Annotated in this window: 22 protein-coding genes; 9 read left to right on the top strand and 13 right to left on the bottom strand. The window is 71.8% G+C overall.

All coding sequences use genetic code 11. The features are described from left to right. The first annotated feature begins 33 nt into the window (after nucleotides 1-33). The 3 genes from R0146_RS03185 (at nucleotide 34) to R0146_RS03175 (ending at nucleotide 2,398) form a co-directional block, all read left to right on the top strand. Nucleotides 34-1,296 carry an amidase family protein gene (locus R0146_RS03185; RefSeq protein WP_317691412.1) on the top strand — a complete coding sequence of 421 codons (1,263 nt, stop codon included), beginning with the start codon at nucleotides 34-36 and terminating at the stop codon, nucleotides 1,294-1,296. 98 nt (nucleotides 1,297-1,394) lie between these two features. Next, nucleotides 1,395-1,682 (top strand): hypothetical protein, encoded by a 288-nt coding sequence (locus R0146_RS03180; RefSeq protein WP_317691411.1) that lies wholly within the window; start codon nucleotides 1,395-1,397, stop codon nucleotides 1,680-1,682. A gap of 80 nt (nucleotides 1,683-1,762) precedes the next feature. Then, nucleotides 1,763-2,398 (top strand): response regulator transcription factor, encoded by a 636-nt coding sequence (locus tag R0146_RS03175; RefSeq protein ID WP_317691410.1) that lies wholly within the window; start codon nucleotides 1,763-1,765, stop codon nucleotides 2,396-2,398. A 16-nt stretch (nucleotides 2,399-2,414) separates the two neighbouring features. Here R0146_RS03175 and R0146_RS03170 read toward each other — a convergent pair whose 3' ends face one another. The 7 genes from R0146_RS03170 to R0146_RS03140 all read right to left on the bottom strand — a co-directional run bounded on the left by R0146_RS03170 (nucleotide 2,415) and on the right by R0146_RS03140 (nucleotide 8,062). Next, entirely contained in the window at nucleotides 2,415-3,365 is a 951-nt protein-coding gene (locus R0146_RS03170) for a PDR/VanB family oxidoreductase (protein ID WP_317691409.1), read from the bottom strand. 85 nt (nucleotides 3,366-3,450) lie between these two features. Continuing rightward, a complete protein-coding gene (locus R0146_RS03165; protein ID WP_317691408.1) occupies nucleotides 3,451-4,194 on the bottom strand; it encodes an SDR family NAD(P)-dependent oxidoreductase in 744 nt (247 codons plus the stop codon). Next, the gene (locus R0146_RS03160; RefSeq protein WP_317691407.1) at nucleotides 4,191-4,706 is read right to left on the bottom strand and encodes an aromatic-ring-hydroxylating dioxygenase subunit beta; all 516 of its coding nucleotides are present in this window, start codon (nucleotides 4,704-4,706) and stop codon (nucleotides 4,191-4,193) included. Before R0146_RS03160 ends, R0146_RS03165 begins: the two co-directional genes overlap by 4 nt. After that, nucleotides 4,699-5,976 (bottom strand): aromatic ring-hydroxylating oxygenase subunit alpha, encoded by a 1,278-nt coding sequence (locus tag R0146_RS03155; RefSeq protein WP_317691406.1) that lies wholly within the window; start codon nucleotides 5,974-5,976, stop codon nucleotides 4,699-4,701. Before R0146_RS03155 ends, R0146_RS03160 begins: the two co-directional genes overlap by 8 nt. A gap of 22 nt (nucleotides 5,977-5,998) precedes the next feature. Beyond that, entirely contained in the window at nucleotides 5,999-6,508 is a 510-nt protein-coding gene (locus R0146_RS03150; RefSeq protein ID WP_317691405.1) for a nuclear transport factor 2 family protein, read from the bottom strand. A 2-nt stretch (nucleotides 6,509-6,510) separates the two neighbouring features. Then, nucleotides 6,511-6,876 carry a hypothetical protein gene (locus tag R0146_RS03145; protein WP_317691404.1) on the bottom strand — a complete coding sequence of 122 codons (366 nt, stop codon included), beginning with the start codon at nucleotides 6,874-6,876 and terminating at the stop codon, nucleotides 6,511-6,513. A gap of 25 nt (nucleotides 6,877-6,901) precedes the next feature. Then, nucleotides 6,902-8,062 carry an acyl-CoA dehydrogenase family protein gene (locus tag R0146_RS03140; protein WP_317691403.1) on the bottom strand — a complete coding sequence of 387 codons (1,161 nt, stop codon included), beginning with the start codon at nucleotides 8,060-8,062 and terminating at the stop codon, nucleotides 6,902-6,904. A gap of 166 nt (nucleotides 8,063-8,228) precedes the next feature. On the opposite strand from R0146_RS03140, the gene R0146_RS03135 reads away from it, so the two are divergent. From R0146_RS03135 to R0146_RS03125, 3 genes are all read left to right on the top strand, one after another. Further along, on the top strand, nucleotides 8,229-9,716 hold the full coding sequence (locus R0146_RS03135; RefSeq protein ID WP_317691402.1) for an ATP-binding protein: 1,488 nt from the start codon (nucleotides 8,229-8,231) through the stop codon (nucleotides 9,714-9,716). Nucleotides 9,717-10,237: 521 nt separating this feature from the next. Continuing rightward, nucleotides 10,238-11,026, top strand: coding sequence for a glucose 1-dehydrogenase (locus R0146_RS03130; RefSeq protein ID WP_317691401.1), 789 nt, complete (start codon nucleotides 10,238-10,240; stop codon nucleotides 11,024-11,026). Next, nucleotides 11,026-11,850, top strand: a complete 825-nt coding sequence (locus R0146_RS03125) for a fumarylacetoacetate hydrolase family protein (protein WP_317691400.1) — start codon at nucleotides 11,026-11,028, stop codon at nucleotides 11,848-11,850. Before R0146_RS03130 ends, R0146_RS03125 begins: the two co-directional genes overlap by 1 nt. Here R0146_RS03125 and R0146_RS03120 read toward each other — a convergent pair. Together R0146_RS03120 and R0146_RS03115 are read right to left on the bottom strand one after the other, a co-directional pair. Then, entirely contained in the window at nucleotides 11,847-12,644 is a 798-nt protein-coding gene (locus tag R0146_RS03120; protein WP_317691399.1) for an IclR family transcriptional regulator, read from the bottom strand. The two genes, R0146_RS03125 and R0146_RS03120, sit on opposite strands and share 4 nt — an antisense overlap. Before the next feature lie 22 nt (nucleotides 12,645-12,666). After that, nucleotides 12,667-13,734: a D-2-hydroxyacid dehydrogenase gene (locus tag R0146_RS03115; RefSeq protein WP_317691398.1), complete on the bottom strand. Its 1,068-nt coding sequence runs from the start codon at nucleotides 13,732-13,734 to the stop codon at nucleotides 12,667-12,669. A 342-nt stretch (nucleotides 13,735-14,076) separates the two neighbouring features. Here R0146_RS03115 and R0146_RS03110 point away from each other — a divergent pair, with 342 nt between their 5' ends. From R0146_RS03110 to R0146_RS03100, 3 genes are all read left to right on the top strand, one after another. Next, nucleotides 14,077-15,417, top strand: a complete 1,341-nt coding sequence (locus tag R0146_RS03110; protein WP_317691397.1) for an MFS transporter — start codon at nucleotides 14,077-14,079, stop codon at nucleotides 15,415-15,417. 88 nt (nucleotides 15,418-15,505) lie between these two features. After that, nucleotides 15,506-16,123 carry a TIGR03085 family metal-binding protein gene (locus R0146_RS03105; protein ID WP_317691396.1) on the top strand — a complete coding sequence of 206 codons (618 nt, stop codon included), beginning with the start codon at nucleotides 15,506-15,508 and terminating at the stop codon, nucleotides 16,121-16,123. A 78-nt stretch (nucleotides 16,124-16,201) separates the two neighbouring features. Continuing rightward, nucleotides 16,202-16,603, top strand: coding sequence for a DUF2237 family protein (locus tag R0146_RS03100; protein ID WP_317691395.1), 402 nt, complete (start codon nucleotides 16,202-16,204; stop codon nucleotides 16,601-16,603). Nucleotide 16,604: 1 nt separating this feature from the next. On the opposite strand, the gene R0146_RS03095 is transcribed toward R0146_RS03100, so the two are convergent. From R0146_RS03095 to galK, 4 genes are read right to left on the bottom strand one after another with little or no spacing between them, the layout of a single operon-like run. Further along, entirely contained in the window at nucleotides 16,605-17,657 is a 1,053-nt protein-coding gene (locus R0146_RS03095; RefSeq protein WP_317691394.1) for a LacI family DNA-binding transcriptional regulator, read from the bottom strand. Further along, nucleotides 17,654-18,589 (bottom strand): aldose 1-epimerase family protein, encoded by a 936-nt coding sequence (locus R0146_RS03090; RefSeq protein ID WP_317691393.1) that lies wholly within the window; start codon nucleotides 18,587-18,589, stop codon nucleotides 17,654-17,656. Before R0146_RS03090 ends, R0146_RS03095 begins: the two co-directional genes overlap by 4 nt. Beyond that, the gene (locus R0146_RS03085; protein WP_317691392.1) at nucleotides 18,586-20,025 is read right to left on the bottom strand and encodes a UTP--glucose-1-phosphate uridylyltransferase; all 1,440 of its coding nucleotides are present in this window, start codon (nucleotides 20,023-20,025) and stop codon (nucleotides 18,586-18,588) included. The genes R0146_RS03090 and R0146_RS03085 overlap by 4 nt, the downstream gene beginning before the upstream one ends. Further along, on the bottom strand, nucleotides 20,022-21,278 hold the full coding sequence (gene galK, locus R0146_RS03080) for a galactokinase (RefSeq protein ID WP_317691391.1): 1,257 nt from the start codon (nucleotides 21,276-21,278) through the stop codon (nucleotides 20,022-20,024). Before galK ends, R0146_RS03085 begins: the two co-directional genes overlap by 4 nt. Nucleotides 21,279-21,307: the final 29 nt, after the last annotated feature.

Genomic DNA, 21,307 nt, shown 5'->3' with positions numbered 1-21,307 from the left:
CCTGGGTAACGATGCCGACGACGAGGAGGTCCCATGGACGACACGCCATCGACCACGACCCGCGTGCGGAGCGCCCGTGCGGCCGTCGAACGGACGCTGGCCCGGATCGCCGCGGCCGAGGACGCGGTGCACGCCTGGGTGGCGCTCTCCGAGCGGGCGCTCGCCGACGCCGACGCCGCCGACCGGCGCGCCGAGGAGCAGGGCCCACTGCCGCTGCACGGCCTCACCGTCGGGGTGAAGGACGTCATCGACGTCGCCGGCCTGCCCACCCGGTGCGGATCGCCGGCGACCACCTCGGCCGCGCCGGCCGCCCGTTCCGCCGCGTGCGTACGCCGCTTCGAGGAGCTGGGGGCGGTGGTGATCGGCAAGACGGTGACCACCGAGTACGCCTATTTCGCGCCCGGCCCGACCGACAACCCGGCCGCCCCCGGCCACACCCCGGGCGGCTCGTCCAGCGGGTCCGCGGCTGCGGTGGCGGCGGGCATGGTGCCGCTGGCGCTCGGCTCGCAGACCGCCGGCTCACTGACCCGACCGGCCGCCTATTGCGGGGTCGCCGGGATGGTGCTGGCCCACGGCACCGCCGACCTGACCGGCATCACCGGGCTGAGCGACGCCCTGGACGCGCTGGGCCTGCTGACCCGTACGGTCGGCGATCTCGCCCGGGCGTACGAGGCCTTCACCGGCGCACCGCTCGGCCTCGCCCGGCCGGCCGATCCCGGGCCGGTCCTGCTGTGGCGCCCGCGGATCGGTGAGCCGCTCGACCCCGAGATGGTGCAGGCCCTCGAGCGGGCCGGCGCGTTGCTGGCCGCGGCCGGCACGTCCGTACGTCCACTGGAATGGGACGACCACGTCCGTACCCTGCTCGGGGACCATCCGGTGATCATGGCATACGAGGCCGCCCGCGAGCGGGCCGCACTGCTGGAGCGGCCCGACGACATCAGCGTCCCGCTGCGCGACCTGCTGACCGTCGGCGCGGCCACCACCGCGGACGAGTACCACGACGCCTGCGTCCGCCGCGACGTCTCCCGCACCGATCTCGCCACGCTGCTGGCCGAGGGTGGGGTGATCGTCGGTCCGGCGGCCCTCGGCCCGGCCCCGGCCGGCCTGTCGGCGACCGGGTCTCCGGTGCTCAGCCGGCCCTGGCAGGCCCTCGGCCTGCCGGTGATCACCGTCCCCGGTGCCCGCGCCGCCGACGGACGCCCGCTCGGCCTGCAGGTGATCGGCCGGCCCGGCCGGGAGGCGGAGCTCTTCGCCGTCGCCGGCCGCCTCGAAGACCTGCTGGCGGGGCGGCCCTGACCGCCCCGCGCCTCGACGCGAGGCTGCCTCTGACGCGACGCTGCCTCTGACGCGACGCTCACCCTGACGAGAGTCTGACCCTGACGAAAGGCGGACCGATGGATCCCCGGCCCACCCACCACCACCGGATGTTCCTCACCTGTTACCTCGACACCTTCGGCTACGGCTGGCACCACGTCGACCTGTTCGTCCACGACGAGTACGGACGCGAGGTCAACTGGGTGCACTGGGGCGTTCCCGAGGACGGCCCCGACGCGGCCGACCGCTCCATCGCGAAGGTCGAGCCCGACCTGGAACGCGCCACGGCGTGGGAGCACAAGGTCAGCGCCGCCGGCGCGGACTACTGGACCGCCGAGGCCCGCTGGCGCACCACGGCGGCCGCCTGACCGCTCTCCTGGCGGGATCGCCGCCCCGTCGTCGTGGCGATCTGCCTAGGCTGGTGTCGACCACGACGTGAGGAGGACCGATGGGCACCCCGGCCAGCACCCCGGCGACCGTCGTCTACCTCGTCGACGACGATCCGGAGGTGTGCGAGTCGGTCGCCTGGCTGCTCGGCAGCATCGGCGTCGACCCGGTGGTGTTCAACGCCGCCGACGAGTTCCTGGCGGCGTACGACGGCAGTCATCCCGCCTGCGTGATCCTCGACGTACGGATGCCGCGGATGAGCGGCACCCGACTGCAGGAGGACCTCACCGCCGTCGCCCCGCACGTGGCGATCATCTTCGTGTCCGCCCACGGCGACATCAAGATGTCGGTGCGGACGATGCAGCGCGGCGCGATCGACTTCCTGGAGAAGCCGTACGAGCCGCAGCGGCTGCTGGACGTGGTCCAGGAGGCGATCGGCCGGGCGAAGGAACGGTTCGAGGAGCACCGGGCCCGCACCGAGGTGCAGCAGAAGGTGGACGGCCTGACGCCGCGGGAGCGGGAGATCCTCCGGCTGGTCGTCGAAGGCCTGCCGAGCCAGAACATCGCCCGCCGGCTGGGGATGAGCGTGAAGACGGTCGACGTCCATCGGGCCCGGATCAAGGCCAAAACGGAGGCGGAGAGCATCAGCACGCTGGTGCGTGACGTGCTGCGCTACGGGGCACAGATCAAGGATTGAGGATCAAGGACCGAGGTCAGAAGTAGTCCAGCACCAGCCGGTCGCCCTGGGCCCGCGAGACGCACACCGCGATCGTCGCGTTGGCTGCCTTCTCCGCCCGGGTCAGCACGTTGTCCCGGTGCTCGGGGGTGCCGTCCAGCACGGTCATGATGCAGGTGCCGCAGATGCCCTCCTGGCAGGAGGTGTCCACGTCACAGCCGGCCTCCTGCAGCACCTCGACGATGCTGCGGCCGGCCGGGACGGCGTACGTCGCGCCCTCCAGCTCCACCTCGAAGGGTCGGTCACCGTCCGGGTCGGGCTGCTCGGCGGCGGTGAACGCTTCCCGGTGGATCCGCTCCTCCGGGAAGCTCTCTCCGGCCACCCGGACCACCGTGTCCATGAAGCCCTCGGGCCCGCAGAGGTAGACATGGCTGCCCCCTGGCGCGTCGGCCAGCGCGGCCCGCAGGATCGGCTCGTGCCCGGCGCGCGGCACCCCGAGATGGGCGTGCAGCTTCTGCGGGCACTTCTCCTCGAGGAGGCCGAGGAAGGCGGCCTCCTCGTGGCTGCGGGCGAAGTAGTGCAGGGCGAAGTCCTGCCCGTGCAGATCCAGATAGCGCGCCATGCTGAGCATCGGGGTGATCCCGATGCCCGCCGCGACCAGGATGTGGTGCTCGGCGTCAGCGTCGATGCCGAGCAGGTTGCGTGGCTCGCTGATCCGGATCACGTCGCCCACCTGCAGGGCGTGCAGCGCCGCCGAGCCGCCGCGGGAGTGCTCCTCCCGCTTGACCGCGACGGTGTACGCGTCGGGGTCCTCGGGCGTGCTGCACAGCGAGTACTGCCGGGTGATCGCGGTCGGCCCGACCACGTCCACGTGGGCCCCCGCCTGGTAGGTCCCCAGCGGGCGTCCGTCGATCCGGACCAGCCGGAACGACCGGATCGTCGGCGTCTCGTCGATGATCTCGGCGACGCGTACGTCGATGAGTGCCATGGGGATACCTCCTGGCGGGGACCGCGGTGGGGTGGACGGGATCGGGGGTGGGGCTGGCGAGCGGGTGGGTGAGGGCGGGTGCGGGTCAGCGCAGGTAGAGGCCGCCGTTGGCGTCCCAGCAGGCGCCGGTGACGAAGCCGGCCCGGTCGGACACCAGCAGGGCGACCATGTCGGCGATGAACGCCGGATCGCCGAGGTGGCCGACCGGGATGCCGGCGACCACGGCGGCCAGTTTGTCCTCGGGGACCGTACGGTGCACCACCGGCAGGTCGTGCGGGCCGGGGGAGACCGCGTTCACGGTGACCCCGGCGCCGGCCAGTTCGCGGGCGAACACCTTGGTCAGGGTGAGGATCGCCCCCTTCGAGGCCGCGTAGTGGCCGCCGGTGGCGGTGCCGCCGTTCTGGCCCGCCAGCGAGGCCAGGTTGACGATCCGGCCGTGGCCGTTCGCCGCCATCGCCGCGCCGAACACCTGGCAGCCGAGGAACACGCCGTTCGTGTTCGTCGTCAGCACCCGGGCGAAGTCCTCCACCGGGAGGGTCATCAGGTCGGCCGCCTGGGTCATCGCGGCGTTGTTGACCAGCGCGGTGGGCTCGCCCCACAGCTGGCGGACCCGGGCCAGCGCCGCCTCGACGTCGGGCTTGCGGGCGACGTCGAGACGCATCCCGACGGCCGTCGCCCCGGACGGATCCAGGTCGGCGGCCAGTGCGACCGCGGCGTCCTCGACCAGGTCGGTGACCAGCACCTGATGGCCCTCGTCGTGCAGCCGGCGGGCGATCAGGGCACCCATCCCGCCGGCTGCCCCGGTGACGACGGCGGTCCGTACGGTCACAGCAGGTACCCCGACGCGTCGACCGCGTCCTCGCTGTTGAGCAGCCGGACGACCTTCTGCGCGATCCGGTCACCGTCCGGCGACAGCGCGATGGTGTGGGTCAGGGTGGCGCCGAGGGTGTCGGTGCGGCCGCGCTTGTAGGCCACCAGCACCTGGGCGGAGGTCAGGGTCACGGCGGTGTCGGTGACCTCGTCGACGGTGAAGCGGGAGATCGTCCGGATCGTACGGGCCGCGGCCACCGCGGAGGGGGAGTAGCCCTGCATCATCCGCTCCACCCGCATCCGTCGCATCCGGGCGTCGTCGTAGATCATGTTGAGGGAGGCGGCGAAGTCCTCGGTGTCCGGGTCGATCGGGATGACGTACATCCCGTCGGCGGTGAACAGCCCCTCCCAGGTGGAGTAGTCCTTCTCGTCGAGGATCCGGGCCTCGCGCCAGATCAGCTCGACGGCGCGCAGCACCCGCGGATCGGCGAGGGAGTCGGTGCGGACGTCGGTCAGGCCGAGTTCAGTCATGGCTCATCATCTTCTTCCACATGGCATAGGCCCCGCGCATGCCGGTCTCGTCGGTGACGTGCGAGGTGGGCCAGCCCTCGGCACTGGGGATCTCACGGTTCAGGCCACGGTTGACCAGGATCGGCATCCCTGGCGCGCCGGCGGCGCCGAGCTGCACCCGGTCCCACCCCTCGGCGTCGTCGGGGCTGCCGAAGCCGAACGGTCCCTGGAAGTGCTCGTGGATCCGCAACCGTTCGCGGTTGACGTTCTCCGGGCCGCCGTCCATGCCGAGGGCCATGTGCCAGATCTCGGTCTCGTCGACCGAGATCGGGATCAGCACCCGGAAGAAGGCCAGCGAGAAGGACACGTTCGGGAAGGTGTTGAGGTTGAAGCCGGCGCCGTGCATGGACCGGATGAAGCGGCGGATCTGCTCGGGGGTGTACTCCCCGGAGGCCTCCAGTTCCTCGACCAGGTGGTCGAACCGGGCCTGCAGCGGGGCGCCGTCCTCGATGTCCAGGTCGGCGTTCTCCGGCGCCATGATCGCGACGCTGTGCCCGTTCCCGAGGTCATGGGTGACCGCCTCGGGGTCGTTCATGAACGACATCATGTCGGCGGTCTCGGAGTCGACCGAGGCCATCCAGGACTTGTGCACCATCGGGAAGTGGTAGCCGTCGGTGGTGTTCTCCAGCTGGATCTTCCAGTTGCCGCGGAAGCGGAACTTGTGGATGCCGGTGACCTTCGTCGGATAGCCGTTGGTCTGCTTGAAGAATCGGTCGATCCAGATCTTCGCGTCGCCGAGGAAGTCCTCCAGCGGCTCGGCGTCCTGGTTGAACGTCGCCCAGATCATCCCGGCGTACGACTCGGTCCGCAGCCGCTGCAGCGGGAAATCACCCTTCTCGACGACGCCCTCGTAGCCTTCCGGGAACGGGATGCCGCGCAGCGTGCCGTCCAGGGCGTACGACCAGTTGTGGTAAGGGCAGGTGAAACCGTTGGCCTTGCCCTTCGACTGGTCGCAGACCGTCGCGCCGCGGTGCCGGCAGCGGTTCAGCACGGTGTTGAAGCCGCCCTTGCGGTCGCGGTTGACGATCACCGGCTGGCGGCCGACGTACGTCGTCTTGTACGAGCCCGCCTCGGGGATCTCGCTCTCGTGGGCGACCCACACCCAGGTGGAGTAGAAGATCTTCTCCATCTCCTCCTCGAAGATGGCCGGGTCGGTGTAGAGCTGGCCGGCGACACGGTCGGCCTCGGCGAGGTCCGCGTACGTGTCGACGACCCGGGGTTCGGTGGTCATGGTCGGCTCCATCTGGTCGGTGTCAGGACAGCAGGTGCGCCATCGCCTCGGCCGCGATCGGGGTGGCGAAGAGACGCTCGGTGGTGAAGTGGTGGATCAGCGCCGTCGGCGGCCGGTGCTGCTCGGCGGTCAGGGCGAAGGACACCCGCAGCCGGGCGCAGCGCAGCGCGGCGGTGCCGTCGGTGTGCAGTGACAGCTGCTGCATCAGCCAGCGGCCGTCGGCGCGCTCCCGGCCGGTCACCGCGACCTGACCGGCGCCCAGCAGGTGGGCGTTGCGGACGAAGTGGTCGACCGGGGGAAGGTAGCCGCCGACCAGTGCCTGGACGGCTGCGCGACCCTCGGCCCGGCCGTACGTGTCGGCGTACTCGGGGCCGATGCCCTCCCAGACGGCCTGCTCGGTGAACAGGGCGCCGATCTCGTCGAGGTCGGCGAGCGGTCCCGGCACGTCGCAGAGGTCCAGGTAGCAGGTGAGACAGCCGGTCACCGCCTCGATCGCCTCCAGCCGCGCCAGCCGGGTCTCCAGGGTGGCCATCGTCAGGCCGTCGCCACGTCGGGTCGGATGGTCAGCTCGCGGCCCATCCGGGCCTCGATGGTGGCGTAGCGCCACAGCGCGTGCTCACCGACCATCGTGGTGCGGAAGAGGTTGCAGGCGTCGCGTACGGTCGGCTGGTCGACGACGTCGGCGAGCACGTAGCAGGTCCACGGCCAGCCGGCCGAGGGGCCGACCATGTGGGCATCGTCGTCCATCGTGCCGATCACGGTGACGCCGTCCATCGCATCCAGGTCGCGCAGCATGCCGGCGAAGGCCGTCCACACCATGCCGATCCGGCTCTTGGGGAGGTCGAAGAAGTGCTGGGTGATGCCCATGCAGAAGAGCACGCGCAGGGGTCGGTCGGTCATCGGTCGCTCCTGGGGTGTGGGTCGGTCACGGGAAGCTGGGCACGGCGGGCTGTTCGCCCAGCAGCACCGCGCCGGCGGCTTCGTACGTCGCCGACGACAACATCGCGTGCTGCGGCGGCACCAGGCCGTCCTGGAGATAGCGCTGCAGCGGATGGGTGGTGTAGATGGCGCCGGTGCCGGCCAGGTCGAAGGCGGCCAGGACGGCCGCACGTCCGGCGTGGGCGGCGTTCGTCGCGGCCAGCCGGAGCATCGCGGTGGTCTCGTCGCTGATCTCGATGCCGGCCTCGGCCAGCGCGTAGACGTCGCGGCTCATCTCGTAGAACCAGGCCCGGGCCGAGCGCAGCGCCGCCTCGGCGCGGGCCAGGCCGATCTGGAAGGTGGCCTGCGCCCCGCGGCGCCGCCCGCCGGTGACGCTGGTGCCCGCGGCGGCAGAGGCCCGGAGGTGGTCCAGGGCGCCGCGGCCGGCGCCGAGGCCGACGACGGCGAGCACCTGGGCGGCGTACGCCACGGTGGGGTAGCGGTGCAGCGGCTCGTCGATGTGCGAGGCGGAGCCGCGGATGAAGGTGCGCCCGGCGGGCACGAAGGTGTCCGTCAGGTGCAGCTCGTTGGACCCGGTGGCGCGCATCCCGGAGACGTCCCAGGCGGGCACGATGGTGACGTCCGCGGCGTCAAGGACGGCGGTGCGCGGCCGGCCCTGGGCCTCCGGGCCGGCCTTCAGGCCGACGCCGAGCAGGTCGGCCCCGGCGGAGCCGCTGGCGAACTGCCACACGCCGGTGCAGCGGTAGCCGCCGTCGACCTCCTCGGCCTCCTGCATCGGGAACTGGCCGGCGGCGAAGACCACGTCGGGGCCGTCGGCGTAGAGCTCGGCCTGCGACTCCAGCGGCAGTGCGCCGAAGTAGACCAGCGCCGAGCCGAAGCTGGCCACCCAGCCGGTGGCCGGGTCGACCGCGGCGATCTGTTCGATCCGGTCGAGGAACTCCGCCGGGGGCAGCGGCTCGCCGCCGAACCTCGTCGGCGTCGAGGCGCGGTAGATGCCGGCCTTCTTGAGCAGGTCGATGTAGTCGCGCGGGACGTAACCCTGCTCGTTGAACTCGTCGCGGCGCTCCCGGAGGACGTCGAGGGCCTCCTGGAAGGCTTGTTCACGAGCTGGCCCCGCCGGTGCGGCCAGGTTCCGGTTGTTGCGCATCCGCGTCTCCGTTCGGTGTCGGTTGCCGAGGTGCTGCCAACGTACGGAGCAGCCCCCGCCGGACACCATCGGTAGTTCCCCGGCGGGGGCTGAAGGTATCCCCTATTGCCCGCCGGCTCGGGCGATCGGGGACCATGGGTGGTGCCGCCGACAGGAGGAGGGCCGGATGTTCCCGAGCTGCGACGACTACGAGAAGATGGCGCTGCACACCAGGACCGGCATCCTGGTCCACGAGGCCGCGTCGAAGAACATCATCTGGGCCAACCCCACCGCCTGTGCAATGTTCGGCTTCACCCTCGAGGAGCTCCGCCCGCTGAAGGCCCACCACATGAGCGGCCGGGAGAAGGAGTTCCGCCGCGAGATCGGCGTCGCCTGGCTCCAGGACGCCGTCGACCACGGCATCAGCCGCCGGCGGTGGAAGTACCGCAGCAAGGACGGCCGGGACTTCCTCACCGACGCCGTGGCCACCCTGGTCGACTTCCAGGACGGCCCGGCGGTGATGGTGCAGTTCCGCAGCATCGACGCCGAGGTGGAGGTGGCCTCCGAGCTGGCCCGCACCACCGACTATCTGCAGCGGCTGATGACGTACGCCTCGGCCGGGATCGTGCTGCTCGACGAGGACGACCGGATCGTCGACATCTCCGACTTCGCCGCCCGGCTCTTCCACGCGCCGGCCGCTGTCCTGGTCGGCCGACGACTCGGCGAGGTCGCCCTGCTCGGCCCGGAGTTCACCGACGCGGCGCCGTCGAGCGGTCCCGGTCGGCCCGGCCCGGTGGAGTTCCGTCTCGAGGTGGCCGGCGAGGACGGTCCGGTGTGGCTGTCCGGGCAGCTCGAGGACGTCGCCCACGACGGGATCGAGTCACGCCTGCTGACGCTGCGCGACATCACCGCCAAGGTCGAATCGGAACGGGAACAGGCCTACCAGGAGGCCAACCTGCAGTACCTCAGCCGTTACAACGCGATGGGCGACATGGCGATGGTGATCGCCCACGAGCTGGGCCAGCCGCTCGCCGCGGCCGGCAACTTCCTCTCCGGGATCATGTCGAGGCTGGAGGCCGGCACCCTCGAACAGGCCGACGTGCGGTATGCCATCGAACGGGCCGAGCGCCAGCTCACCCGGTCGGCGGAGATCGTCGCCAGCGTCAAGCGCTACGTCCAGCGGATCGAGAGCACCGCCGGCCCGCAGGACCTCAACGCGATCGTCGCCGAGAGCCTCTATTTCGTTCGGCTGCGTGCCGCGGAACGCGGGGTGACCGTCGAGGAGCGGCTCTCCGGGCAGCCGCTGCCGATCACCGGCGAGAGCGTGCTGATCGGTCAGGTGATCCTCAACTTCTGCCTCAACGCGATCGACGAGGTCTCCCGGCCGGAGAACGCGGACAGACACATCCGGGTGACCAGTCGGCGAGAGCCGGGGTGGGCGTGCTGCTCGGTGGCCGACTGGGGGAGAGGGATGGCTGCCGTGCCCGGCGACCGACTGCTCTCCAGCGCCTTCTCCAACAAGGTCGACGGGTCGGGGATCGGCCTGGTGCTCTCCGAACGGATCGTCGAGCGGCATGCCGGCACGGTCACCATCGAACGTGGGGACCCGTCCGGCACCGTCGTCACGCTGCGGCTGCCGCTGGCTGATGGCCCGGCGCCGGGACCGGGTGTGTGACGCCCACGGGGCCAGGCCAGCGACGATCGCCTCGACGATCCGGTCGACGGGAAGCATCCCGTCGACGGTGATGCCTTCCCCCGCGGCCAGCGGCTCCACGGTGCGGAGCCGGAGATCCAGCAGCGCGGCCGACAGGACGCCAGGAAGGTGAACAAAGTTCAATATGTTGGACATGTTTGGATGTGGCCTGTCGGTTCACCACTGTGGTGTTCAGCATATTGAACTTCATTCAGTGTACTGATACGTTCAGGGACGTCCTGACAGCCATCTCCGCCCGGCCGACGATGACCACGCTCGCCGGGCATCCGGATCACCTTCGTCTGGAGTCCTCCCATGTCTGAGAACAGTGCCGTTTCCCAGCCCGCCCCTCCATCACGCACTCGGGTGAAGCGTTCCCGCCGGAACGTCCTGGGTGGCCTTGTGACCACGCTCACGAAGGCGGTGTCGGCAGCGTTCCCGCGGGAACGTCCTGGCGGGCGCCGGCCCGACGGCCCTGCAGCATCCTTCGTCGACCTGGAGGCATGACCACGATGGCCGTCCCGTTGGACAACCCGTTTACCATCACCGGGCGGACCGCCCTGGTGACCGGCTCGAGCCGTGGCATCGGTTACGCGCTGGCGACCGGCCTGGCGCGGTCCGGCGCTGTGGTCGCCCTGCACGGCCTCGACGTCGCCGAGACCTGCGCGTCCGCCGAACGACTGCACCAGGAGACCGGTGGCCGGGTCCTCCCGTTCACCTTCGACGTCACCGACCGGGTGGCCGTGACGGCCGGGATCGCCGAGATCCAGGCGGCCCTGGGCGGCCTGGACATCCTCGTCAACAACGCCGGGATCCAGCGCCGGCACCCGCTGGTCGAGTTCCCCGAGGCCGAGCTGGACGCGATCCTCGCGGTGAACCTGAAGGCGCCCTTCCTGGTGGCGCAGGAAGTGGCCGAGGGGATGATCGCCCGCGGCAGCGGCAAGATCGTCAACATCGCCTCGATCCAGAGCCAGCTGGCCCGCCCCAGCATCACCCCCTACTCGGCCAGCAAGGGTGGCGTCGTCATGCTCACCCGCGGGCTGTGCGCCGATCTGGGACCGTACGGCATCCAGGTGAACGCGTTGGCCCCGGGCTACATCGAGACCGAGCTCACCCGTGCGTTGGTGGAGGACGACGATTTCAGCACCTGGGTGCGAGGCCGTACGCCGGCCGCGCGATGGGGCCGGGTCGAGGACCTGGTGGGCACCCTGCTCTATCTGGTCTCCCCGGCGGCCGACTTCGTCAACGGTCAGACGATCTTCGTCGACGGCGGCATGACGGCGGTGGTCTGATGCGTCTCGCCAGGATCATCACCCCGGCCGGACCGCGTCCCGCCGTGCTCGACGGCGACCAGTGGACCGTGCTGACCGATCTCTTCGACCCGGTGGGCAGCCGCACCGACGAGCGGTACCCACAGGCCGGCACCGTCCTGCTCGCGCCGTGCGAGCCGAGGGTCGTCCTCGGCATGGCCCACAATTCCGGCCCCACCGACCGCGCACTCCCCCCGCAGGCCTTCCTGAAGTCGAGCCGTACGGTGATCGGGCCGGGTGCGGCCATCGTGGTGGATCCCGCCAAGGGCGCCGTGATGGCCGAGGCCGAGCTGGCCGTGGTCATCGGCAAGGAAGCCCGACGGCTGGGGCCGGCGGACGTCGAGGATGTCATCCTCGGCTACACCGTGGGGAACGATGTGACCCAGATCGGGCAGATCCCCTTCGACGACAAGCTCACCCAAGTCAAGAACGGCGACGGGTTCACCCCGCTGGGGCCGTGGATCGAGACCGATCTGGGCCCGGTGCTGGACGGCGAGGGGGGTCACGACCTGGCGACCAGGATCGAACGCGGCTCCCAGGTCGAGTCCAGCTCCGCCAACCTGGCCTGGACCATCCGCGAACTGCTGGTCTACCTGACCGGCTACCTCACCCTCGGCCCGGGGGACGTCGTGCTGACCGGCGCGCCGGGCACCTCGCTGCCGATCGCCCCCGGCCACCGCGTCGCCGTCGATGTCGAGGGTCTCGGTGTGCTGGTCAACCCGGTGGTCGACGAGCGTGCGAGGTGTGTCGTCGTCGACCATGATCCGGCCGATCCCGACGCCTTCCGCCTGGTGCGGTCCGACTAGCGCGGATTCTCCAGCGGATTGCCGAGCGCCCGGGCGAACCGCTGGAGCTCGGCGACCATCTCCTCCCGCCGGGACGGCGTGGCGTCGGTGTCCAGCAGGGTCACGCTGACCGCGAGCATCGAACTGCGGACGCCGCGGGTCGGGATGGCCACGGCGAGCCCGACGACGTGCTCGGCGGCCTCCTGCTCGTCGACCGCCCACCCCTGCAGGCGCACCTGGGCCAGGTCGCGGAGCAGTCGGCCGACGGTGCGTCGGCTGTTGCGGGTCAGCCGCGGCAGTTCCGGGATGCCGTAGTAGAGACGCTTCACCTCGGTGTCGTCGAGCCGCGCCAGCAGGGCCTTGCCCTGCGCCGAGGCGGAGGCGGGGAACCGGTCCCCGATCCCGGCGGTCAGCCGCAACGCCGGGTGTCCCTCGTAGCGCGCCAGACAGAACGTGTCGATCCCGGCGAGGGCCGAGAGTCGTACGGTCTCCCCGGCGAACAGCGGCGACTCGGTGCACAGATCGTAGAACTCCGACACCTGGTCGAGCCGGGACAGGTAGGAGCCGCCCAGTTCGACCAGGCGCCGCCCGAGCGAATAGCCCAGCTCGTCGCGCCGTACGAGGCCGCCGTTCTCCAGGGCGTTGCAGATCGTGCTGGTGGAGGACTTGGGGATCCCGATGGCGCGGGCGAGGTTGCTGAGGGTCATCACGCCCTGTGGGTCGGCGGCGAGGGCGTCCAGGACGGAGATCGCTCGGACGACGGCCGGCGCCGACCCCGGAGGGGTGACATCGGTCCCACTTCTGGCAGGCGACATGCGGAAAGGATAGGCCGAAGGGTCAGTAGAAGTTGATCCGGTCGACCGAGTTGACCAGGTCGGTGCCGTCCAGCAACCGGGTGGCGTTCGCCGCGAAGAGCTCGGCGATGTAACGGTCCTCGGCCGGATTGAGTGCGGCGGTGTGCGGGGACACCACGACGTTCGGCAGGGTCCACAGCGGGCTGTCGGCCGGCAGCGGCTCGACCGCGAAGACGTCCAGGGCGGCGAAGGCGATCCGGCCGTCCTGCAGTGCTTCGACCAGGGCCTCCTCGTCGACGCAGCTGCCGCGGCCGGTGCTGACGAAGATCGTGCCGGGCCGGACGTTCGCCAGCACCGCGCGGCTGATCATCCGGTCGGTGTCGAGGGCCTGTGGCAGGGTGTTGATGATCGCGTCGGCCTCGGCGACCACGGTCGCCAACGCGGCCGCCGGATACACCCGCTCGACGCCGGGCACCTCCCGCACCGACCGGTTCACCCCGATCACCCGCGCGCCCAGGGCGGCGAACCGGGCCGCCGTCTCGCGGCCGATGTGGCCCATCCCGACCACCAGCACGGTCATCTCGAAGACCTGCTTCATCGCCCAGCGGGAGCTCCACCGGGCGGTGCGCTGCTGCTCCTGCAGTCGCGGCAGGTCCTTAGCCCCGGCCAGCACCCCGAACAGGGCGAACTCCGCCAGGGTCGCGGCATGGGCGCCCGCGGCGGTGGTGAACTCCACCCCGGCCATCTCGTCCGCGTTGAGACCGCTGGCCCGGACCTGGGAGCCACCGCCCGCCGCCATCGTCTGCACCCAGCGCAGTCGGGGGTTGGCCCGGACGGTGCGGGCCAACTGGCTCGGATCGGTGTCCGGGATGCCGTACAGGGCCTCGGCCCGGTCACACAGCGCCTCGAAGCGGGCCTGCTGCTCCGGGGTACGGCGGAAGGTCGGATCGCCGTGGTGGTCGCCCGCCCAGCGCATCGGCGGCAGCAGGTCGGGCTCCATCACCAGGTCGATGCGCGGCTCGCGGCGGGTGATCAGCGCGCCGTTGGCGGAGCTGAGCGGCGTGCAGACGAAGACCTGCAGGCGGTCGGTCGGGGCGGCGGCGGGGGTCATGGATCACCTCGGGTGTGACGGTGCGGGGCCCGAACACGACGTCGCTGCCGCCTTCGGGAGCTGGATGTCCAGGTTAGTCGATCTAATGAACATGCGTCAATAGACCGAACGATTGTACGGAAGGCGCCGCTTCAGCAGGTTGTCGGCGGCGGGTCGGACTCGTCAACCGCCCGTCGTTGCGACTGTTTCGGGGGTGGCTTTGACTGTGTGGCCGATAATGCCCGGGGGTTGGGGGTGGCCACCGGTCGCGGCCGGCGTGACGTACGACGTATTGAACTTTGTTCGACGTATCGTGCATAGTGGTCCCGTCGGGTCAACGTCGATCCCCTGAGGAAGGCTCCCATGTCACTTGACTCACCCCAGCTCCACACTGCGGCGGAACCGCAGGTCGACCCCGATCAACTCCGACGTGCCACCCTGGCGTCGTCCGTCGGGTCCGCGCTGGAGTACTACGACTTCTACATCTACGGTCTGGCCAGCGCGCTGATCTTCGGCCAGCTGTTCTTCAAGCCGCTCGGCCCCGCCGGAGCCACCATCGCGGCGTTCGGTACCTACGCGGTGGGCTTCGCCGCCCGTCCGCTGGGCGGCCTGGTCTTCGGGCACCTCGGTGACAAGCTGGGGCGTCGGATGATCCTGATCATCACCATCGTGCTGATGGGCGGCTCGAGCTTCCTGATCGGTCTGCTGCCCACCTACGAGCGGGTCGGCATCGTGGCGCCGATCCTGTTGATCGCGCTGCGGATCTTCCAAGGGCTGGGTGCCGGCGCCGAACAGGCCGGCGCCACCGTGCTGATCTCGGAGTTCGCCCCCGCCCCGCGGCGCGGCTTCTTCGCCGCCCTGCCCTTCGTCGGCATCCAGGCCGGCACCCTGCTCGGTGCGGGCACCTTCGCCCTGCTCGGCATGGCCCACAAGGAGGTCCTGATGGGCTGGCTGTGGCGGGTGCCCTTCCTGCTCGGTGCCGTGCTGATCCTGGTCGCCGTCTACATCCGGCGTCGGCTCAAGGAGTCCCCGACCTTCGAACTGCTGGGCGCCGAGGGCGCCGAGCCGGTGAAGATCTCGCTGATCGAGGCGATCCGGTCCTCGAAGAAGAACATCCTGATCGGCATCGGCCTGCGGATGGCCGAGAACGGCAACTCCTCGATCTACTCGGCGCTGCTGCTCGCCTTCGTCGGTGGCATGGCGGTCTACAAGGGCGCCAACATCGGCACCATCGGCGCCGTGGTCGCCGCCCTCGTCTCGATCTTCACCGTGGTCGCCTTCGGCGCCCTCTCCGACAGGTTCGGACGGGTCACGGTCTACCGCTATGCCGCGCTGTTCCAGGCGATCATCGCGCTGCCCGGCTTCTACCTGCTCACTCTCGGCAACGTCTGGCTGGTCATCCTGGTGATGGCGCTGGGCATCGGCGTCGGTGTCCAGGGCATGCTCGGGCCGCAGTGCTCGCTGCTGCCGGAGCTCTTCGGCAACTCCCACCGTTACACCGGCGTCGCCCTGGCCCGCGAGATCTCGGCGGTGTTCGCCGGCGGCATCGCTCCGCTGCTCGGCGCGACCTTCCTCGCGATGACCGACAACGCCTGGTGGACGATCGCCCTCTACTCGATGGTGCTCAGCCTGATCACCTGGGGCACCACCTTCGTCACCCCGGAGACCGCCGGCCGCTCGCTGGGCGACCTCGCCGACGCCTGACCCGACCCGACCTCGATGGCCCCGGACCGCGTGGTCCGGGGCCATCGACGGTGTCCGGCGCCCTCTACGCTGGAGACACACTCCCGCGGTGAGAGGACCCCCGATGGACCGCAGCTCGCTGGCACAGCGCGAACGCCACGCCCTGTGCGATCAGTTCCTCGAGGTCGATCCGCACCTTCCCACGCTCTGCGAGGGGTGGGTGGCGTACGACCTCGTCGCGCACCTGTGGGTCCGCGACACCGACCCGCTCGCCGGGCTCGGCATCGCGGTGCCCGCGCTCGGCCGGCTGCACGACGCCCGGATCGCCCGGGCGCGCCGCCGCCACACGTACGCCGACCTGGTCGCCCGGGTCCGCAAGGGCCCGCCGACGCCGCTGCGGTGGGCCGACCGGATGATCAACACACTGGAGTACCTGATCCACCACGAGGACCTGCGCCGCGGCGAGACGTACGACGTGCCGGAGCGGGAGCTGACCGCGGCCGACGACGCGGAGATCATGTCCGGGCTGGTCGGGTTGGCCCGGCTCCAGCTGCGGTCGCGACGGGTCCGTACGGTCCTGGTGGACGACCGGACCGGCCGCCAGGTGGTGGCGGGCTCCGGTCCGGAACTGGTGACCGTCACCGGACGCCCGATCGAGTTGGCGCTCTACGCCTTCGGTCGTGCCCGCGCCGCCCACGTCCGGATCGACCGGGGGACGGCGGCCTGACCCCGGGGAACCCACGTTGACTCGCGGGCTCGGTCCCGACGCTGGCGGGGTCGGCCCCCGCGGCCCTAGGGTGGCCGCATGGACGCCCGCAACGTTCTCGGCGAACCTCTCCACCCCTGCGGAACCGATCCCGTCACCGGCTTCTTCCGGGACGGCTACTGCGCCACGTCCCCCGAGGACCTCGGCAGTCACACCGTCTGTGCGCTGATGACCCGGGAGTTCCTGGACTTCCAGCGCACCGTCGGCAACAACCTGATCGACCCGGCGCCCGCCCGCGGGTTCCCCGGGCTGCGGCCCGGCGACGCCTGGTGCGTCGTCGCGACCCGCTGGGTGCAGGCCTATCGGGCCGGGATCGTCGCCCCGGTCGTGCTCGCCGCCACCCACGAGTCGGCCCTGGAGCACGTCTCCCTGGAGGCGCTGGTGGCCTGCTCGGCGGATGTGCCCGACGACATCAGTTCGATCGCGCCGGACATCGGCTGAGTCACCTGCCGTCGGGGAGCGTACGCTCCGGTGGCGGCCCCGAGCTCGCCCGGACCACCAGCCGGGTCGGCACCAGGATCCGCCGGGTGGCCGCGGACTGCTGCTCGGCCAGTTGCTCGAGCAGCGCCGACACCAGTTCCCGGCCGATGGTGGCGAAGTCCTGTGCCACCGTGGTCAGCGGCGGCCACAGCCACTCCGCCATCAGGTCGTCGAAACCGACCACCGACACGTCGGCCGGCACCCTGCGGCCGGCCTCGTGCAGCGCCCGCAGCGTCCCCTGGGCCATCTCGTCGTTGCCGCAGTACACCGCGGTCACCGACGGGTCGGCCGCCAGCAGCAGGCCGGCGGCGTAGCCGGACCGTGGGGTCCAGTCGCCGCGCAGCACCGGCGGCACCGGCCGGCCCGCCTCTCGGAGGACCTGTTCCCAGGCGGCCTCACGGGCGGTCGCCTGCACCGAGCTGGTCGGCCCGGACACGTGGTGCACGGTCCGATGGCCCAGCCCCAGCAGGTGGGCGACGGCCTGTCGGGTGCCGGCCGCCTGGTCGGTGCCGACCACAGTGTGGCTGTCCGCGTAGCGGAAGTCGCCGACCACGATCGGCACCCGCGCCGGCAGCTCCACCCGGGCCGGGGTCGGCGTCTCGAGGCGCAGCACGACCATGCCGTCGACCGACTGCCCCAGCGCGGTGAACGCGTCGAGGAAGTCCTCCGCCCGCGAGCTCGGGGTGTCGATCAGCATCACCGCGTAGTCCTGCTCGCGCAGCGCCTCGATCACCGCCTCGGTGATGTGCGCCTCGCCGGTCCGGGACAGCTGGTGGCCGACCACCCCGATGGTCCGGAACGTGCCGGAGCGCAGGGCCCGGGCCGCCCGGTTGGGCAGGTAGTCGAGCTGGCGCATCGCCGCCCGCACCCGCGCGGCGGTCTCCGGCCGGACCGAGTCCTCGCTCCGGGCGACCCGGGACACGGTCTGCGACGAGACCCCGGCGAGCCGGGCGACGTCGGCCATCGAGACGGCCTGCCCGGGTGCCCGGCGGCGGCCGGCCCGAGGACCGGTCATGCCCCCGGCCTCCCGGACCCGCCCTCCAGGCACAGCCCCCAGCTCACCACGTGGGTGGCCCCGGGGACGATCACCGCCAGGTCCTGCCCGGTGACGAACGCGTTGGCCGGGCAGGTCATCGGCTCGGCCGCCACCCCGGTCCGCTCGTACCGGCCGGTCTCCGGGAAGTCGCCGGTGCAGACCTGCCAGTAGGCCAGCGGCGGGCGCATCCACGCGGCGGCGGTCCAGCCGTCCGGAGCGGTGAGCCGCACCCAGGATCGCCCGTCGCGGTAGGAGGCGGAGGCGAAGCCGTCGTCCAGGGAGGTGGCGCCGATGGTCCGGGCGGTGGAGAAGTCCTTCTCCGGTGGCGTCGCCTCGGTCGCCACCGGCAGCATCCGGTCGTCGGGGCGCAGCCAGCGGCCGGCGTCCACCCGGAGGGTGCAGTCGTCGACGGCCGCTCGGCCGGGCGACAGCCAGGGATGGAAGCCGACGCCGTACGGGGCCCTCGCCTCCCCGGCGTTGGTGGCGGCCAGCCGTACGGTCAGGCCGTCGGCGGCCAGCCGGTAGTGCACGTGCACGTCCAGGCGGTACGGGTAGCCGGGGCGGGGGAGCAGGGTGAGGGCCAACTCGACGTGACCGTCGGAGTGGCCGACCGGCCGCCAGTCGAGGGCGTGCACCAGGCCGTGGTTGGCGACCCGGCGGTCCGGCTCGGTGATCGGCAGCTGGTGGGTCGTCCCGTCGAACCGGTAGCGCCCGTCGGCGAGTCGGTTGGGCCAGGGCAACAGGATCGCGCCGTGCATCGCCGGGGACACCTCGTCCGCTCCGAACGGCACCACGACGTCGCGCTCGCCGACCCGGTAGGACCGCAGGGCGGCGCCGCGTTGGCTGATCACGGCCTGCTGGTCGCCGTGGCTGATGCTGAACTCTCGTCCACTCGGGCCGGTGGGGATCATCGGTCCGCCCTCCTCTCTCCGTCCGGTGCGCTCGCGGCGGCCGGGCTCGTGTCGTGCCTGGTGAGGTCCGTCCCGTCGGGGACGAGGCACGGGGTGCCCGGGTCGGGCAGCTGGACGTCACCGGTGACGACGACGCCGGCGCCGAAGGTCCAGTCGCCGTCCACGGTGAGCCGCTCGGCCCCCCGCAGGGAGGGCGGCCCGGCGGGGAAGTGTGCGTCGAAGTCGGCGATCTGCCGGTAGTGGCGCGGATCGAGCTGCACCAGGCAGGCCCGGTCGGCCGCCAGCCGCAGCCGGACGTCGTCGTCCAGCTCGTACGCGTCGGAGCGGAGCAGCAGCAGGTCGTCGGTGGTCTTCACCGGCAGGAACCGGGCCCGCTCCACCAGCACCGGCGCCGGGTCGTCGAAGAGCTCGACGACCGCGCCGAGGGCGCACTCGATCTGGAACACCTCGGGGGAGGACGGGTCGGTCGGATCGACGTGCTTGCGGTTGCGGATCAGCGGCAGCCCGGGCACCCCGCCCCGGGCGGCCAGCGCGTCGCGCAGCGCGACCAGGTCGAACCACAGGTTGTTGGTGTGGAAGTACGGATGGCGCGTCTCGTCGGTGAACCAGGCCATGTCCGCGGCGGGCGTCTGTGCGGTGTCGCGCAGGATCATCCGGCCGTCGGCTCTGCGCCGCCCGAGGTGGCCGCCCTTGCGGTCCGCGGGCGTCCGCCGGCACACCTCCGGAGCGTACGGTGCACCGCTCGCCGCGAACCAGCCGGCGAGCCGGCCGTCGGGGGCGGCGCCGAGGTTGTCGGCGTTGGAGGTGTTGGCATAGCGGTAGCCGCGCTCGATCAGCGTGTCGAGCAGGCCGGTGGTGAGCAGTGCGACGTAGATGTCGCCGTGGCCCGGCGGGCACCATTCCAACGACGGGTCCGCCGGCCAGTCGACCGGCTCCAGCGAGTCGACCAGCAGCTTCGGCTCGCGGTGCTGCACGAAGTCCGCCGGCAGCCCCGGGCAGGCCAGGTCCGGGTGGGCCGCCAGCGCGGCCAGCGTGTCCTCCCGGGTGCGGAAGCTGTCCATCAGCAACAGCGGCAGGTCCGCCCCGCTGGCCACCCGGGCGTGCCGGATCTGCCCGGCGATGATGTCCAGGAAGCTCAGCCCGTCGCGCACCGGCAGCAGTGACTTCGCCCGGTCCATCCCCATCGAGGTGCCCAGTCCGCCGTTGAGCTTGATCATCACCGTACGGGCCAGTGCCTCGCGCTGCTGCGCCGGGGAGACCTCCACCTCGGCGATGTCGGTGACGTCGAGCACCGGGTCGATGGTGTCCTCGGGGATCAGGCCGGTGCGGCCCTCCTCGAGCTGGGCGTAGTAGCCGGCGAACACCTCGACCGCCAGGTCGGGCAGGCCCGCCCGGCGCATCCGCTCGGTGGCGTGGCGCAGTCCCGCCGGGCTCATCGCTGCGCCCCGTCCGTCCGGCCGTCCACCCGGCCGCCGGCCGCGGAGGCCAGGGCGACGAGGAAGCGTGGGGCGTGCCAGCCGCGCCGGGCGTACGCGTCGGTCACCGCGGCGGCGATCGCCTCGACCCGGCCGGTCGGTGCCAGGGCGATCGCCGAGCCGCCGAAGCCGCCGCCGGTCATCCGGGCGCCCAGCGCCCCGGCGGCGCGGGCGGTCTCCACGGCGACGTCCAGTTCCGGGCAGCTCACCTCGTAGTCGTCGCGCAGCGAGGCGTGCGAGGCGTCCAGCACCGGCCCGAGGGCGTCGTACCGGTCGGCGCGGAGCAGCGCCACGAACTCGCCGACCCGGTCGATCTCGGTGACCACATGGCGCACCCGACGACGTTCGACCGGATCGGTGAGCCGGGCCAGCACAGCCGGCGGGTCCGCCAGCTCGCGCAGGGTCGGCACGCCCTCGCGAGCGGCGACCGCCTCGCAGGCGGCCCGGCGGGCGGCGTACTGCCCGTCGACCAGGGCGTGCTCGGCGCGGGTGTCGATCACCAGCAGGGCCAGCCCGACCCGGCCGAGGTCGAACGGCACCTGCTCGACGGAGCCGTCCAGGGTGTCCAGCAACAGGGCGTGGCCCTCCCGGGTGGCCAACGCCGCGGCCTGGTCCATCCCGCCGGTCGGGGCGCCGACCACCTCGTTCTCGGCCCGTACGCAGGCCGCGGCCAGCGTCGCCCGGCCGGTCGCGTCGTCGCCCAGCCCGAGGCCGTACGTCTCGTCGAGGGCCAGCGCCGTCGCGCACTCGATCGCGGCGGAAGAGGACAGCCCCGCGCCCCACGGCACGCAGGACACCACGGCGGCGTCGAAGCCGCCGAGCGCCGCCGCGAAGCCCAGCGTCGCGTCCTGCTGCGCCAGTGCCCAGGCGGGGCCGGCCGCGTAACCGACCCAGGAGGGGATGTCCCCGCCCGGCCGGATGTCGTCGAGGGTGCCCTCCCACCGGGTCGGGTCGGCGTCGTCCGAGGCGAGCCGCACCGTCCGGTCGGCCCGCCGGCGCAACGCCACGTACGTCCGGTGCGGCAGCGCGATCGGCAGGCAGGGGCCGCCGTTGTAGTCGAGGTGTTCACCGATCAGGTTGACCCGCCCGGGTGCCGCCCAGACCCCGTCCGGTGGGCCGGCGTACGCCTGTAGGAAGAGGTCGTGGGCGCGGCGTACGCCCTCCTCGCCGGACCAGCTCGGGATGCCGGTGGTCAGCGGGACGCTGGTCGTCATTGGTCAGTCCTTCCCGCCCGGAGCCGTCA

The sequence above is a fragment of the Raineyella sp. LH-20 genome (genome assembly GCF_033110965.1).
Classification (GTDB): Bacteria; Actinomycetota; Actinomycetes; order Propionibacteriales; family Propionibacteriaceae; genus Raineyella.
The sequence above is the reverse complement of the archived record's forward strand: the minus strand, read 5'-3'. Positions and strand labels throughout refer to the sequence as shown.